This window comes from Saccharopolyspora cebuensis (assembly GCF_039542665.1).
In the GTDB taxonomy this organism is placed as follows: Bacteria; Actinomycetota; Actinomycetes; order Mycobacteriales; family Pseudonocardiaceae; genus Saccharopolyspora; species Saccharopolyspora cebuensis.
In genome coordinates this window covers 161,165-176,534 of the sequence record NZ_BAABII010000004.1, presented here as the reverse complement: position 1 = coordinate 176,534, position 15,370 = coordinate 161,165, and the positions used below count along the sequence as shown (strand labels likewise).

Sequence of the window (15,370 nt, the reverse complement as noted above, 5' to 3'; positions counted from 1 at the left end):
GAGCCGCGTGCTCCCGGGTCCGATCGCTTTCCTGGCAGGATGGGGGAGGCGGACGACGAGCCGAGGAGGCGGCGATGGGATTCCGGCTGCACAAGCGGTTCAAGCTCGGGCCGGTCTACATCAACACCCACAATGGGCGGATCACGTCGTGGGGCATCAAGTTCTGGCGGATCTCGCGCAACATGACGCACCGCTCGACCACGATCGACACCCCGGGGCCCGGCCACTACACCCACCACGACAAGCGCCGGTGAGTCCGGTGCCGCGCCACCTCGGGTCCGCGGGTCCGCGCCGCGCGGCGGGACCGGCGGTCCCGGACGCGCCGGAGCGGTGCCGCTCGACCGGCCGCCATCGCTTCCGGGTCCGGGATCCGCACCTCCGGTGCGGTGCCATGGCGCGGCTGGTGTGGCCGGCTGGTGCGTGGCGCCGTGGGTGCGGTGGCGCGGGCGGTGCCCACCGGGGGGCGTCAGTCGGCGCGCAGGCCCGCGTCGTGGGCGAGGATGGCGGCTTGGACCCGGTTGGCGCAGTCGAGGGCGGTGAGGATGCGGCTGACGTGCGCTTTCGCGGTGCCCGTGCTGATGTGCAGCCGTTGCGCGATCTCCGCGTTCGACAGCCCGGTGGAGACCAGCCGGAGCACGTCGCGCTCGGCGTCGGTGAGCCGGTCGAGCCGGCGCCGGGCGGTGCCGGCCTGATCGTCACCGGCGAGGACGTGGCGTTCGATGAGCCTGCGGGTGATCTGCGGGGACAGGATCGATTCGCCGGTGGCGGCGACCCGCACGGCGTGGATCAGCTCGACGGGCCCGGTGTCCTTGAGCAGGAAGCCGACGGCTCCGGCCCGGAGCGCCTCGGCGAGGTTGTGGTCGTCGCCGAACGCGGTGAGCATGGCGACGCGGGTGCGCGGTGATTCCCGGGCGATGCCCGCGATGGCGCTGATGCCGTCGCCGCCGGGCATGTGGACGTCGAGCAGTGCCACGTCGACCTCGTGCTCGCGGCAGGCCCGCACCGCCGCGTGCCCGTCCGGCGCCTCGGCCACGACTTCGAGGTCGTCGGCGTTGTCCAGGATGAGGCGGATGCCGGTTCGCATGAGCGCCTCGTCGTCGGCGATGAGGGTCCGGATCACAGAGTCATTCTAAAGACCAGCATGAAGATCAACAGGATCGTGGCGGTGACGACCGGCACCGCCGCCAGCAGTCCGAGGCAGCCGGCGCCCAGTGCTCGGGGCAGCGTGAGCACCTCGGCGTCGAGCGGCTCGGGGACTTCCCGGACCGCGGGAGGGTGCCGGGCGCCGGTGGTCGCGGGCAGTCCCGGATGCGCCGGCAGTTCGGCCGCGATCCGGAAGCCGCCCTCGGCGGTGGCACCGGCGGTGAACGCCCCGCGGAGCAGGGCGATCCGCTCCTCCAAGCCGACCAGGCCCTGACGCGTGCCCGGTGCGCGGGGTCGGGCGCCCGGCGCCGGAGCGCTGGTCACGCGCACCTCGACGCGCCCGGCCTCGTAGCCGACCGCGACCTCCGTCCGCGAGTTCGGGGAGTGCTTGTGCGCGTTGGTCAGCCCTTCCCGCACCACGCGGTGCACGCCGTGGCGGATCCGGAGGTCCACGTCGTCGAGGTCCGCGCCCGACCACGTCAGCTCCACGTCCACGCCCGCCCGCCGGGACTCGGACACCAGCTCGGTGATGTCCTCCCGGCTACCGCTGCGCTCGCCGACGGCACCGGGTGGATCGCCCGTGGTGTCGCGGAGCACGCCCAGGACGTCGCGCAGTTCGCTCAGCGCGGTGCCCGCCGTGGTGCGCAGCAGCTCGGCCTGGCCGCTCACCCGGGGCGCCTCCTGGGCGGCGGTGAGTTCCAGCGCGCCCGCGTGCATCGAGATCAGGCTGAGCCGGTGCCCGAGCATGTCGTGCATCTCGGCGGCGAGGTGCGCGCGTTCGGCCATGCGCGCCTTCTCCGCGGTGAGCAGCCGCGACTGCTCCAGGTATTCGTTGCGCTCCCGCAGCACCCGGACCAGGGGCCGGCGCCGTCCGAACAGGGCGCCGGACAGCGCGGGGAGCAGCAGCAGGAGCGCGAGGCCGGCCGCATGACCGGCGATCGCCAGGCCGATCCCGTACGGCTCGGAGCGCATGACGATCAGCACGAGCAGCAGGTCCGCCGCGGCGGTCGCCGACACCACCGTCCACAGTCGCCTCGCGGGGGCGATCCGCCGCGCCACCGCGAACGTGATGGCCGGCAGCGCGGCCTGGACCCAGACGTTGTGGAAGGCGAACACGGGTGCCGTGGCCAGCAGCGTCGCGCTCGGCCACCGCCGCCGGGCGGGTACCAGCAGCGCCGTCCAGCACGCGAGGGCCGCCGCGCCGACGAGTTGTCCGGTCGAGAGCTCCGGCGCGGGCATCGGTACGAGTCCGAGGAGGAGCACCGCGAGGGCCAGCGCCAGTTCGGTGACCAGCACGCGGCGCGGCGCCGACCGCACGGCGCCGCGGACCTCCCGCGCCTCGCGGGCGACGAGACCGACGGGCGAAGCCATGTCGCGAACCTCCCTTCCGACTCGATGACGGCTCCATCGTCGCCGAGCGCCCGTCGTCACCACCACGGCCGATCGGCTCGAGCATCCTGGCCGATCGGCCAGGAGACCTGGCCGATCGGCCCATGCCCGGCAGGGCGGCGGCTCCTTAGTCTGGGATCACGACGGATGGAGCGGGCTCGATCGCTGGAACGGTACCGCTCGGTCCGGTGTGGAAGGACAGCGCCGGTGAACGGCCCGGCAGCAGGACCGGCAGCAGGATCGGCAGCAGGATCGGCAGCAGGATCGGGCACAGGAAGGACGGACATGCGCACGGAATCGCATCCCATCACGGCCGACGCTTCAGGTGAGGCGACGACGCTGCTGGTCGAGGCGTTCAGGCAGGCGCTCCGCGCAGGGCACCCCGCCGTCGGGACCGAGCACCTGCTCGCCGCGCTGCTCCGGGGCGAAGTCGCGGCCAAGGAACTGCTGGTGCCCGGGGGGAGGGGCGCCGAGGAGTTGCTGTCGGTCGTGGCCAAGGACGCCGCGCGCTGGGGCAGCGAGGACGGGACCGACGACGTGGTGTTCGCCGACCACTTCGCGGTCGGTGCGCTGCTGCGCGAGGTGGAGTGGTCGGCGTGGCAGCGGAAGACCGACGCGGAAGGGGAGCCGCGTTCGGACGAACCGCGTCCACAGGCGACGCCGGGGCTCGTGGCGGCGGTCGGCCGGGCGCTGCTGGGCGCGCACGAGCTCGGCGTCGCCCGGGCGAACGCGACCCACCTGCTGCTGGGGTTGCTCCACGACCCCGCCAACCGCGCCGGTGAGGCGCTGCGCGCACGGCGGCTGGACCCGGACGAGATCCGCACCGGGCTCACCGAGCACCCCACCGCGCGGCAGGACGGTCCGTGGCACGGGGACAGCGTGACCGGCCTGCGCCACCTCGGCATGCTCGCCCAGCGGGGACCGTACTGGAGCGGCCTGGCCCGCTTCCTGTCCAGCGGGGGGTTCGGGTCCCCGATGGTGCTCACCGTCCGCCGCGAAGCCATGCGCCAGGCCGTCCGGTTCGGACATGCGCAGGTGACCACGGCGCACCTGGTCTTGGCGATGCTGGTCGTCGACGAGCAGATCGCGACGTTCGGACAACGGCTCCGCAAGCGGTTCGCGGTGGACAACGCGGGCGCGGAGCTGCTGCGCGACCGGGGCGTCGCGCCGGCCGCCGCGGCCGACGCGGTCGCCGACCTGGCCCCGACGGGCGAGCGGTCGCGGCCTACGGACCCGAGCTTGGCGAGCGGCGTCGAAGACGTGCTGCACCGCGCGCGCGGAATCGCCTCCGAGCGCGGTACCAAGGCCACCGGGACCAACCACCTGCTGATCGCGCTGCTGGCGGCCGACGACGACCCGGGGACTGCGCTGCTGTCGACGCTGGGCGTGGACGTCGGCGAACTCCGCGACGCCCTCGGAGGCTGACCGATGCGCGGGGCGACCGGGTCAGGGGTTGACGAGGAGCTGCTCGCAGGTGCGCAGCACGGTGCGGACGGCATCGCGGTGGGCGCGGTCGTGCAGCGGGTTGACGAGCTGTTCGCGCCAGCGGTGGACCGCGGCCAGGGCATCGTCGGCGACGTCCTGGTCGGAGGAGTGCGCGTCGCGGCCGAGCCGGCTGCGGCGGTCCGGCCCGGCGGTGCCCAGCAGCCGCTTGGCCTCGGCCTGCAACGGGCGGGGGAACCGGACCTGGCCGGAGTCCAATGCGGACAGCAGCCGGAGCTCGTCCCAGTCGTGGGCGTTGGCCATCAGCCGCTCGAACTCCCCGCGCAACTGCTTGGAACCGGGACGCGGGTTGGCCCGCAGCACCATGTCGACCCCGAGCAGCGCGCTGCGGGCGCGCAGCGCCTCCTGCCGCTCGACGAACTGGCGGTGCACCGCTTCCTGCAACGCGGTGAGGCCGCTCTGCTCCAGCAGCTCGGTCCGCAGCCGACCGGGTTCGCGCACCCCACCGCGCAGCGCCGCCAGCGCCCGCTCGACGCCGAAGCTGCCGAACCGGCCCAGCAGCGCGGCGCGGGTCCCGGCGGGCACCGATTCCGGTGCGGTGCTGCGGGTGAACCGGTCGGTGGACAGCAGCAGCGCCTCCTGGTCGGCCTCGCTCAGCGTGGCCAGCCGGGCGAGGGCGGTGAACTCCTCGTCGGTCATGGTCGCCGCGGCCTGGCCGAGCAGGCCCACGACCGGGATGACGTGCTGGGTGAAGGACCGCACGGTCGGGTCGGCGCGGTAGCGGTCGGCGATCCGCTCGGCGGTGCCCAGGGCCTCCGCGCCGCTGCCCGCCTCGTCCGCGCGGGAGAAGGCGATGATGGTGTTGATCGGCGCCCGGCGGGCGATCTGCAGTTCGTGGATGGACTGCAGGAACTGCACGTCGGTCTGGTGCGGGTGCCGCGTCAGGTAGAGCACCGCGTCGGCTTCGGAGAGCACTTGGGCCAGCGCCGAGCGACCGGTCTCGCGCACCGCCGCCGACGCGACGCCCGGGGTCTCGATCAGCGAGATGGCCTGGAGGCCGGGCGTCGGCGACTCCACCACCAACCGGGCGACCTCGTCCGGCCGCCAGTGCTGGAGATCGCGGACGGTCGCGGCGTCCACAGTGGATACCGGCACGTTCTGCACGGTGCCGTGCGGGGTGTGCACCAGCACCTTCGGCTCCGGCCCGTACCGGTAGAGGGTGGGCACCTGGGTGCGCTCGGCGGCGTCGGCGGGGGCCAGCTCGGTGCCGACCAGCGCGTTGATCAGCGTCGACTTGCCCGCCTTGACCTGGCCGCTGACCGCGATCCGCAGCGGTTGGTCCAGCCGCTCCACCCGCTCCCGCAGCCACGTCGCGGTGCGCGGCACGTCGCGGTAGAACGCGGTGGTGCGGGCCAGCAGCGCGCGGGCGCGCTCCAGCAGGGATTCGGCGCTCATGCCGCGGTGATCCGGTTCTGGGTGAGCATCTGGGCACGGCGGCGCAGCGCGGTGAGGTCCTCCAGCTTCTGCTTGATCTCCCGGGCGCGCTGGTCGCGGTCCACCGCGCTGCGCTCGGCGGTGCGCTTGATCTCCTGGATGGTCAGGCTGATCTCCTGCTGCGCGTGCTCGGTGAGCTGGTTGAAGTGCGCGTGCAGCGCCCGGTGCACCCCGCGGATGGTGTCCTTGGCGTCCTTGTTCACCTGGAACACCACCTGCTCGACGTACCGCTGCGCGGCGCTGCGGGTCTCGGTCTGCCTGCGCCGCAACCGCATGTCCTTCTCCTCCTTGAGGCTCTTGCTGCCCAGCAGCACACCGGCGGCGATGGACACCACGTTCATCACGGGCAGCCCGGCCAGCGTGGTGATCAGCCCGAACATCAGGACGCCGCCGTAGGAGCCGCGCAGCCCGGTGAGGACCTGGTCGAAGCGGGGGAACTCCGAATGCTTGGGCAGCTTCGGGTGCGGCACGTCGTCCAGCGGATCGGGCTGGCGGATGCGCTCCAGCTCGGGCAGCACGTGGGCGTGGTCGCGCTGGAGCTGGTCGGCGACCTGCTCGGCGAGCCGGGCGCTGCGGTCCTCCAGCCAGTCGTAGGTCTCGGTGATCGCGTCGGTGAGCCGGTCGGCCAGCCACGACGTGAACTCGTCCCAGACCTCGAGCGGATCGGCTTCCTCGAACGCCTCGTTGACCTGGTGCAGCACCGCCCAGGTGCGCTCCCGGAAGTCGAACTCGATGTCGGTGAACAGCTCCGAGATGCCGTCGTTGAGGGTCTTCTGCCAGCGGTTCGAGATCCGCTTGAGGTCCTCGGCGCGGCGCTGCGCGGTCTCCAGCTCCACGAGGGTCTGGGCCGCGGTGCGCGGGTTCTGGGCGGCCAGCTCGGCGCGCAGGTCGGTGGTGATCTGGTTCAGCGCCTCGGACACGTTGTGCGCGACGAGCCGCCGGGTGAGCTGCTCGTGCTTGCCCGCCATCTCGCTCTTGAGGTATTCGAGCAGCGGCGGGAAGCCCGATTCGGCGTTGAGGTCGGTACTGCGGGCCTGCATCGCGCGCATCCGCACCGCGGAGGACACCGGGAAGATCTTGGCCGAGACGCCCGCTCCGGTCAGGTGCTTGCGGTTGACCTCCATCACCTGCCGCCAGTGCGGGGTGCGGTCGATCTTGGGCTGCACCAGCGCGACGTTCGGGCACAGCGCGGTGACCTGCTTGAGGAACGCCAGCTCGTTGGTGGTGAGCTCCTGGGTCGCGTCGGAGACCATGAGCAGCGCGTCGGCTTCGGCGACCACGGCGAGCGTGGTGGCGGTCAGCGAGGTGGAGACCCCGCCGACGCCGGGGGTGTCCATCAGGGCCAGCCCGCCCTGGAGCACCGCCCGGGGGATGCCGACCTCACCGCGGGTGACCGGCCGCCCGGCGTCGACGGCCTGCCGGACCTGCTCCCGGACCTCCTCGACGGGCACCGGCACCCGCTCCAGCGCTGCCGGACCGTGCGCGGGTTCGTGCTCGACCAGCAGCGCGCTCGGTTCGTCGGCGTGCCGCACTAGGGTCGGCACCGCGCCGCTGCCGCCGTCGCCCTCGGGGCACACCGGGGCGTTGACGATCGCGTTGACCAGCGCGCTCTTGCCCTGCTGCGGTTCGCCGACGACCAGCACCAGGTGGGTCGGGTCCAGGACGCGGGTGCGGATCTGCCGCAGGCGTCCGTGCAGATCAGCGCGCTGCTGCTCGGCGCATTCGGCAGTAGCGCGATCGATCAGTTCCACTAGCGACGTCTCGATCACGCCGGTCATTGTGGCGTGCTGCGGTGCACGGAGGAACCCGAAGGGGTGAACTCACATCGGCACTCTGCGCACTCCGTGCGGAACCCCCGAATTCGGAAAGCCGAAATGCCGGAATTCGCGCGGGGTGCGCGAATTCCGGCATTCTCGTGGAGCGCTTCGCTCAGAGCAGGCCGTCCAGCGGCAGCGCGGAGGTGGCGGTGCCCGCCACGTCCTCGATCGCACCACCGGCGACGTCACCGACGACCGGCAGCTCCTCGGGGGCGGGCAGCGCCTCGGTGGCGTGGTCCAGCGGCAGGGCCTCGGTGGCCTCGTCCACGACCGGCAGGTCGCCCGCGATGTCGTCGACCGGCAGCGAGCTGGTCACGTCGTCGACCGGCAGCGCCTCGACGGTCTCGGTCACCGGCGCGGCGACGTCGTCGACCGGCAGGTTCGAGGCGGTCTCGGCGACCGGGGCGGCCACGTCACCGACGACGGGCAGGTCGCCCGCGACGCCACCGGCGACACCGGCCACGTCGTCGACGGGCAGGCCGCCGGCCAGGCCACCGACGTTGCCGACCAGGTCGTCGACCGGCAGGTCGCCCGCGACGCCACCGGCGACACCGGCCACGTCGTCGACCGGCAGGCCGCCGGCCACGTCACCCACGGCGGGCAGGCCACCGGCCACACCGGCCACGTCACCGACGACGGGCAGGTCACCGGCCACGCCACCGGCGATCCCGGCCACGTCGCCGCCCGCGACCATCGTGCCCGCGCCACCGACCAGGCCGGCGCCGGTGTCGACGGTGTTGTCGACGGTGTTGGTGACGTTCTCGACCGAGCCGTAGGCCAGGTCGCCCGCGACGTTGACCGAACCGAAGGTCAGGTCGCCGACGAGGTTGGTGGTGTCGCCCACGACGCCGGTCACGGAGCCGACGGTGTCGCCCACCACGTTGCCCACGGTGTTGCCCACGGCGGCGACGTTGCCGATGTTGTTGCCGCTGAGCACGTCGTGGACGTTGACCAGGTTGTGCGAGTCGGTCTGCTCGATCTCGATGTTGGTGTTGGTGTCGCCGCCCTGCGGGGCCGGGGACGGCAGCTGCGCGTCGACGTCGCCGTCCTGGTCGAAGTTCGGGGCGCTGTTGTTCAGCATGATCGGTTCTTCCTGCTCGTCGAGTGGATGGACCGGGTGGAGCTGGTTGATCGCGACGTGCTGCGTGCTGCTGGCCGCGAACTTCTCAACGCTGCTCTGAACCGACCGGTCGTACTCCGAGACCACGTCCACCGGTGCGTAGTCGAGCACCAGCGATGTGGCCTGCAGCACGTCCGTCGCGCTCATGTCCCCGAATCCGGCCTGATTCAGCACGCCGTGCGGATCAGCGTCGAAGGCCGACCGCGCCGCGGGGTCGCCGACGAGTCGCGTGAGGAACTCGTGCAGCGTCGGCTGGTCGCCCCCGACGGCGGACTCGGGCCCGGGGGTGGAGGTGGGCTCGGCTGGACCTGGAGCGGGATGAGAGTTCACCGCGCTGGGCCTCCCGTTGCTCGACGGACTCGGCGGGTGTCGACCGACGTGTACCGGCCTCACTTCCGATGATCACGGTAGGGCGCTGCGGCCCCCATGCCATCGGGCACGACTCCTAGTTAGAACTTTCACTATTAGGGGATCAGGCTAGTGCCCCGTTAGGGGCTGCGTTGAGGTGTCCCGAACCGCTGTGTAATCAGATCCGCGTTAAATTGTGTCGACTCTGCACCACCGGTGGATACCTCGATGGTGGGGCAGTGGGTGACGCGAAAGGAAGGCATGCCTTACGTCCTCGGCATCCACCTCGGCGCCACGGCGACCACCGCCGCCGTCGTCCGGCGCGAGGGCAGCCGGTGGGCCGCCGCGGTCCCGGTGCCGCTGGGCCCCGGTGCACCCGGGGTGCCGACCGTGCTGTGCCGCGTCCAGGACGGCTCCTTCGTGGCCGGTGAGGACGCGCGCCGGCAGGAGCTGGGCTACCCCGCGTGGACCGTGCGGGGATTCACCCGGCGGGTCGGTGACGACCTGCCGATGCTGGTCGGCAACGACTTCGTCAGCGCGCAGCGGCTGATCGCGGTGCTGGTCGAATGGGTCGCCGACGCCGTGGCGCACCGCCAGGGCCACCCGCCCGAGCACATCGCCATCGCGCACAGCGCGTCGTGGGGTCCGCACCGCTCGTTGCTGGTCCACCAGGAACTCGCCCGCCTCGGGATCGGCGAGGTGACGATGGTGCCCGAACCCGTCGCGGTCGCCCTGGACTACGCGAGCAAGCAGACCGTCGAGGAGCGCAGCGCGCTGGTCGTCGGCAGCGTCGGCGGCAGCGGCTTCGACGCCACGGTGCTGCGCCGCCGCGCCCCCGCCTTCGAGGTCGTCGGTCCGCCGCTGGAGACCGACCACCCCGGTGGGCAGGACCTCGACGACGCGGTGTTCGACCTGGTGCGCGCGGAGCTCGCCGGGGAGCTGGCCGGGGTCGACCCGGCCGACCCGCGGGGCCGCGCGCTGCTCGCCCAGGTCCGGCAGGAGTGCATCCGGGCCAAGGAGGCCCTGTCCCACCAGCCCGGCCACCTGCTGCGGCTGGACCTGCCGGGCGGCCGGACCGAGTTCGCGCTGTCGCGCTCCCGGTTCGAGAAGCTGGTCCGGCCGCACCTGGAGCGGGTGCCCGAGCTGCTGCTCCAAGCCGTCCAGTCGGCGTCGCTGGCCGCCGACGACCTCGACGCCGTGGTGCTGGCCGGGGGCACCGCGCGGGTCCCGCTGCTGCGGCGACTGGTCGCCGAGCGGCTCGAACGCACGCCGGAGGTCGACGTGGTGCCGGAAATGGCCGCCGCCTCGGGAGCCGCGCGCGCCGCCGTGCAGGTGCTGTCCACCGACCGCGACCAGGCCGCCGCGGGGGAGACCAGCGTGCTGGTGCGGATCGAAGGCTCGGACGAGCAGGACTCCGAACCCGAGCGCGAACTCCCCGCCGCCCCGAGACCCCCGGTGGAGGTGGCACCGCTGCCGATCGAACCGCCCGACGAGGAGCGGGCGCGCCGGATCAAGATCATCAAGCTGGTGGTGGCCGCGCTGCTGATCGCGCTCGGCGTCGTGCTGACCATCATCAACCCCGGCGACCCGCTCGGCGGGGTGTTCGGCGCCCTCCGGTCGTGACGACGAACTCGGGAGTTTCGATGCCCCAGCGAACCGCTTCCGCCGCGGACCTGACCGCCGCCGGGCTGCTCGCCGCGATCAGCGCCGATCCCGGCGCCCCCCTGCGCGCCGGGGTCCTCGGGCCCGGCGGCTACGGCAAGACCGCGCTGCTCGACCGGATCGCCCGGATCTACCGCGGCGCCGGGGTCCCGGTGTCGGCCGCGGACGGCGACGGGGCGGACGGCGACGGGGCGGTGCTGGTCGACGACGCGCACCGGCTCGACGACGCCGCCCTGGACCGGCTGCGCGAGCTGGCCCGCCGTCCCGGCGCGCGACTGGTCGTCACCTACCGGCCGGGTCCGCGTCCGGCCGCGCTGACCGCGCTGCTCGACGAGCTCGGCGCTCCGGTGCTGCTCACCGCGCTCGGCCCGGAGGAGATCGGCGCCCGGGCGCGCGACACCTTCGACGACCCGGTGCCCGAAGCCTGGGTCGAGTGGACCCGGCGCGTCACCGGCGGGGTGCCGCGGCTGGTGTCCCGGCTGCTCGCGGCGCAAGCCCCGGGCCCGCCGCGCACCGAGGTGCCCGCCCGCGCGCTGGACCAGTTCCTGCCCGACTTCGAGCAGCTCGGCGAGCCGGGCCGGGACTGCCTCATCGCGCTGGCCACCGGCGCCGCCGCGCACCCGGACCTGCTCGCCGGGGTGCTCGACCTGGACCCGGGCACGGCGGTCGCGGCGCTGGCCGCGATCCGCGCGGCCGGGCTGGTCGACGCCGACGACGCGCTGGTGCCGGTGGTGCGCCCGGCGGCGCTGCGGCTCACCCCGTGGGAACGCCGGTTGCAGGTGGTGCGCAGGCTCGTGGAGGTGCAGCGGGCGCGCGGCGGGGCGGTGCTCGGCCTGGTCGCGCCGCTGCTCGGCGCCGAGGTCGCGCTGCTGCCGGAGGCGACGCTGGCGGCGGCCTTCGAGCAGGCCGCGGAGGAGGCGCTGCGCGACGCCCCGCACCTGGCGGGCCGGCTGCTGGACGCGGCGGTCTCGGCGGGCACCCCGGCGACCGCGCTGACCGCGCGCCGGGCCCGCGCGGCGGCCGTGGCCGGGCAGCTCGACGAGGCGCTGCGGCTGGCCGACCAGGTGCTCGTCGACGAGGACGCCGCCGACCGGGTGCTCGGGGTGCGGGTCGCGGTCAGCGTGCTGGCGCACCGGGGGCTGCCCGCGCGCTCGGCGGAGCTGTGCCGGTGGTCCGCCGAGCACCTGCGCTGGCCGGGCGACCGCGCCTACGCCGCGGTCGGGTTGCTCGGCGTCGGACGGCTCGACGAGGCCCGGGAGCTGCTGGGCTCCGCGCCCGATCCCGGCCCGCCGACCTCGCTGTCCGGGGCGGCGGCGCAGTTGGCCGAGGGCGTGCGGGAGTCGGTCTCCGGTACGGCCACCGCCGCGATGTCGGCGCTGGTGCGGGCGGCTTCGCTGGCCGAGCCGATCGGGCAGGAGGTGCCGGTGCCGGAGACCCCGGCGGCCGTCGCGGCCCAGGTCGGGCTGCACTGCGGCGAGCTCGACCTGGCCCGCGCCACGCTGCGCCGGGCCGTCGACGCCGGAGCGGGCGGCGCGCTGCTGCACACCCGGCACCGGCTGCTCGCGGCCTGGCTGCCGCTGGTGGAGGGCGACACGGTCACCGCCCGGACCCAGCTCGCCACCGCCACCGAGGGCCGCGCCGAGCCCGCCGCCCGCGACCGGCTGCTGGCCACCGCCGTCGAGATCGGCATCGCCAACCGGGACAACGACGTGGCGGCGCTGACCGCCGCGCGCGGTCCCGCCCGCCAAGCCGTCGCCGAGCACCCGGTGGACCTGTTCGCGCTGCTGCCGCTCGGCGAGTTCGTCGTCGCCGCCGCCCGGCTGCGCGACCAGGAGTGGATCGCGCCGTACCTCGCGGAAGCCCGCGCGCTGCTCGACCGGCTCGGCAACCCGCCGCTGTGGAGCGCGCCGCTGATCTGGCGCTGCCTCCAGGCGGCCGTGGTGCAGGAGGAGCACGACCGGGCCGCCCGGCACGCCGCCGAGCTCGCCGGGCTCGGGCACCACAACCCGCTGGCCGCCGCGCTGGCCGAGGCCGCGGGCACCTGGCTGCGGGTGCTCGGCGGTCGGGTCGACCGGGACGAGGCCGAACGCTCCGCGCGGGGCCTGCACGCCGCCGGGTACGCCTGGGACGGCGCCCGGCTCGCCGGGCAGGCCGCGATCCGCACCACCGATCGCCGCGCCATGACCGCGCTGCTGGAATGCGCCCGCGCGTTGCAGGGCAAGCCGCCGCGCCCGAGGACGATGCGCGGTGGCGAGGAGCCGCTCAGCGAGCGCGAGAAGGAGGTCGCCGAGCTGGTGATCGCGGGGCTGACCTACAAGCAGGTCGGCAAGCGCCTGTTCATCTCGGCGAAGACCGTGGAGCACCACGTCAGCCGGATGAAGAACCGGCTCGGTTGCGCCAGCCGGGAGGAACTGCTCACCCGGCTCCGCGAACTCGTCGGCTGACCCACTCGTTCCGGTGAAACTTTTCCCAGGTGAGGGGCACCCTGTACCAAGTGACGTGGTACAGGGTGCCCCTCACTCAAGCCACGTTCGGGTCAGCGGAGGGCGAGTCCGGCGCGGAGGGCGCCCGCGATCTCGAAGAGGGCCTCCCGGAAGCGCCCGCCGACGGCGCCGAGGCTGGCGAAGCCGTGGATCAGGTCCGGGAACCGGCGGGTGACCACGGGCACCCCGGCGTCGGCGAGCCGCTCGGCGTAGGCCTCGCCCTCGTCGCGCAGCGGGTCGAACCCGGCGGTGACCACGTGGGCCGGGGGCGCGGCGCTGACGTCCTCGGCGAGCAGCACCGACAGCCGCGGGTCGCCGCGCTCGTCCAGCGACGGCGCGTACTGGCCCATGAACCAGTCCATGTCGCCGTCGGTGAGCAGGAACCCGTTGCCGAACAGCTCGCGGGAGGGGCGCCGGGTGGTGGCGTCGACCGCCGGGTAGATCAGCAGCTGGAACGACGGGCGGGGGAGCCCGCCGGTCGCGGCGTGCACGGCGACCGACGCGGCGAGGTTGCCGCCCGCGCTGTCGCCGCCGACGGCGATCCGCTCCCGGCTGCTGCCGAGCTCCTCGGCGTGCTCCACGGCGAACCGGTAGGCGTGCAGGGCGTCGTCGTAGGCCGCCGGGAACGGGAACTCGGGCGCCAGCCGGTACTCCACCGACAGCACCCGCACCCCGGCGTGCCGGGCCAGGAACCGGCACAGGTCGTCGTGGGTGTCGAGGTCACCGATCACCCAGCCGCCGCCGTGGTAGAAGACCAGCAGGTCACCGGGCTCGGTCAGCTCGCGCGGCCGGTAGACGCGGGCGTTGAGCGCGCCGTGCGGTCCGGGGATGCTGCGGTCGGCGACGACCACGCCGGGCACCCGGGCGGAGCCGAACAGGCCGCTGCCCCGCCGCATCGCCGCCCGGGCGACCTCGGCGTTGCTCGCCGACAGGCCGTGCTGCCCGCCGAGCTGCTGCAGCTTGAGCAGCAGTTGCGCCTCCAGCGCGAGCCGCTGGCCGTCCACGGAGATGGGCGACCCCGCGAGCAGGCGTTTGGCCGGCCCGGGCAGGGCGAACAGGCCGCGCGCGACGGCCGTCTCGACCTTGGGCTGCACGAGTTCGACGAACGTGGGCATCGGCATCCTCCGCGGCTGCTGAACAGGGGCTGCGCCGAGGTTACCCGCAGGTAGGTGTGGTGGGTGACACCCGTTCACCTTTTGCCCTCGACCTAACTCGAAGTCGTAGCGTGGGTTGGTCGCGCTCTGCCGCGGAGCGCCCCGAGATGGAAGGATCGACCACATGACGGTGACCGTGGTGGGGATCGGCGGCTCGGTCCGCGCCGGTTCCCAGTCCGAACGCGCCCTGCACACCGCGCTGGCCGGAGCGCGCGAGGCGGGGGCCGAGGTCCACGCGATCACCGGCGACAGCCTGGTCCTGCCCTTCTACGACCCGCACCTGCCCGAGCGCACCGGCAACGCCACCGCGCTCGTCGAGGCGCTGCGCCGCGCCGACGGCGTGGTCCTGTCCTCGCCCGGCTACCACGGGACCATCTCGGGGCTGATCAAGAACGCCCTGGACTACGTCGAGGACCTGCGCCAGGACGACACCCCCTACCTGGACGGGCGGGCCGTGGGCTGCATCGGTCTCGCGCACGGCTGGCAGGCCACCGTCACCACGTTGCAGGCGCTGCGGTCGGTGGTGCACGCGCTGCGCGGCTGGCCGACGCCGCTCGGCGGCGCGGTCAACTCCGCCGAGACCCGGTTCGACGCCGACGGCGGGACCAGCGACGAGAAGGCCGACGCCGTGCTGCGCACCATCGGTCGCCAGGTCGTCGACTTCGCCGCCGCCCGCCGGGGCTGACGGGCGTTTTCGGACGCGGCCGGTACGGGTAACCCGGGACGAGCACCCTGCTGGGCAGGACTGCTCATCTACGAGGGAGGTTTGCCCGCAATGGCCCAGAAGACCGCACAGAAGGCGCCGATCACCGGCGCGCTGAACGATTCGGACCGCGACATCACCGGCAAGACCTTGCAGGGCACGTTGGTGGACCTGATCGATCTGCACCTCGTAGCCAAGCAGGCGCACTGGAACGTCGTCGGGAAGTTCTTCCGCGACGTCCACCTCCAGCTCGACGAGCTGGTGTCCACCGCCCGGGGCTTCGCCGATGACGTCGCCGAACGCTGCGCGGCCATAGGGGTGTCCCCGGACGGGACCGCGGCGAAGGTCGCGGAGAGCTCCAACGTGCCCAAGTTCGAGCTCGGCTGGCGCAGCGACCGCGACGTGATCGAGGCCGTGGTGAACTCGCTGGCCGCGGTGATCCACCCGCTGCGCATCCGGATCGGCGAGACCGACAAGACCGACCTGGTCACCCAGGACCTGCTCATCGGCATCGCGCAGGAACTGGAGAAGTCGCACTGGATGTGGCAGGCCCAGCTCGCGGCGGACTGACGCGGGTGAGGGGCATCCCCCGCCGGAGTGCCCCTCACCGCCGC

The 15,370-nt window shown here is 73.8% G+C and carries 12 protein-coding genes; 6 read left to right on the top strand and 6 right to left on the bottom strand.

The window, feature by feature from the left end; all coding sequences use genetic code 11:
• Nucleotides 1–74 precede the first annotated feature (74 nt).
• Nucleotides 75–254: a DUF4236 domain-containing protein gene (locus tag ABD976_RS07380; RefSeq protein ID WP_345359272.1), complete on the top strand. Its 180-nt coding sequence runs from the start codon at nucleotides 75–77 to the stop codon at nucleotides 252–254.
• Between the two features lie 212 nt (nucleotides 255–466).
• Here the strand turns inward: ABD976_RS07380 and ABD976_RS07375 are convergent, their stop codons facing one another.
• On the bottom strand, nucleotides 467–1,120 hold the full coding sequence (locus ABD976_RS07375) for a response regulator (protein WP_345359269.1): 654 nt from the start codon (nucleotides 1,118–1,120) through the stop codon (nucleotides 467–469).
• Nucleotides 1,117–2,514, bottom strand: coding sequence for a sensor histidine kinase (locus ABD976_RS07370; RefSeq protein WP_345359266.1), 1,398 nt, complete (start codon nucleotides 2,512–2,514; stop codon nucleotides 1,117–1,119). Before ABD976_RS07370 ends, ABD976_RS07375 begins: the two co-directional genes overlap by 4 nt.
• 303 nt (nucleotides 2,515–2,817) lie before the next feature.
• Between ABD976_RS07370 and ABD976_RS07365 the strand changes: the two genes are divergently transcribed.
• On the top strand, nucleotides 2,818–3,957 hold the full coding sequence (locus ABD976_RS07365) for a Clp protease N-terminal domain-containing protein (protein WP_345359263.1): 1,140 nt from the start codon (nucleotides 2,818–2,820) through the stop codon (nucleotides 3,955–3,957).
• Between the two features lie 21 nt (nucleotides 3,958–3,978).
• Here the strand turns inward: ABD976_RS07365 and ABD976_RS07360 are convergent, their stop codons facing one another.
• The 3 genes from ABD976_RS07360 to ABD976_RS07350 form a co-directional block, all read right to left on the bottom strand.
• A complete protein-coding gene (locus ABD976_RS07360) occupies nucleotides 3,979–5,430 on the bottom strand; it encodes a dynamin family protein (protein ID WP_345359260.1) in 1,452 nt (483 codons plus the stop codon).
• The gene (locus ABD976_RS07355; RefSeq protein ID WP_345359257.1) at nucleotides 5,427–7,247 is read right to left on the bottom strand and encodes a dynamin family protein; all 1,821 of its coding nucleotides are present in this window, start codon (nucleotides 7,245–7,247) and stop codon (nucleotides 5,427–5,429) included. The genes ABD976_RS07360 and ABD976_RS07355 overlap by 4 nt, the downstream gene beginning before the upstream one ends.
• Nucleotides 7,248–7,398: 151 nt before the next feature.
• Entirely contained in the window at nucleotides 7,399–8,736 is a 1,338-nt protein-coding gene (locus ABD976_RS07350; RefSeq protein WP_345359256.1) for an IniB N-terminal domain-containing protein, read from the bottom strand.
• A 279-nt stretch (nucleotides 8,737–9,015) separates the two neighbouring features.
• Here ABD976_RS07350 and ABD976_RS07345 point away from each other — a divergent pair, with 279 nt between their 5' ends.
• Together ABD976_RS07345 and ABD976_RS07340 are read left to right on the top strand one after the other, a co-directional pair.
• Complete coding sequence (locus ABD976_RS07345; RefSeq protein ID WP_345359254.1) at nucleotides 9,016–10,377, top strand: Hsp70 family protein; 1,362 nt, start codon at nucleotides 9,016–9,018, stop codon at nucleotides 10,375–10,377.
• Between the two features lie 20 nt (nucleotides 10,378–10,397).
• On the top strand, nucleotides 10,398–12,860 hold the full coding sequence (locus ABD976_RS07340; RefSeq protein WP_345359251.1) for a helix-turn-helix transcriptional regulator: 2,463 nt from the start codon (nucleotides 10,398–10,400) through the stop codon (nucleotides 12,858–12,860).
• Between the two features lie 92 nt (nucleotides 12,861–12,952).
• Here the strand turns inward: ABD976_RS07340 and ABD976_RS07335 are convergent, their stop codons facing one another.
• Complete coding sequence (locus tag ABD976_RS07335) at nucleotides 12,953–14,014, bottom strand: alpha/beta hydrolase (protein ID WP_345359248.1); 1,062 nt, start codon at nucleotides 14,012–14,014, stop codon at nucleotides 12,953–12,955.
• A 163-nt stretch (nucleotides 14,015–14,177) separates the two neighbouring features.
• On the opposite strand from ABD976_RS07335, the gene ABD976_RS07330 reads away from it, so the two are divergent.
• Nucleotides 14,178–14,738, top strand: coding sequence for an NADPH-dependent FMN reductase (locus ABD976_RS07330; RefSeq protein ID WP_345359245.1), 561 nt, complete (start codon nucleotides 14,178–14,180; stop codon nucleotides 14,736–14,738).
• A gap of 90 nt (nucleotides 14,739–14,828) precedes the next feature.
• A complete protein-coding gene (locus ABD976_RS07325; protein WP_345359242.1) occupies nucleotides 14,829–15,326 on the top strand; it encodes a Dps family protein in 498 nt (165 codons plus the stop codon).
• Nucleotides 15,327–15,370: the final 44 nt, after the last annotated feature.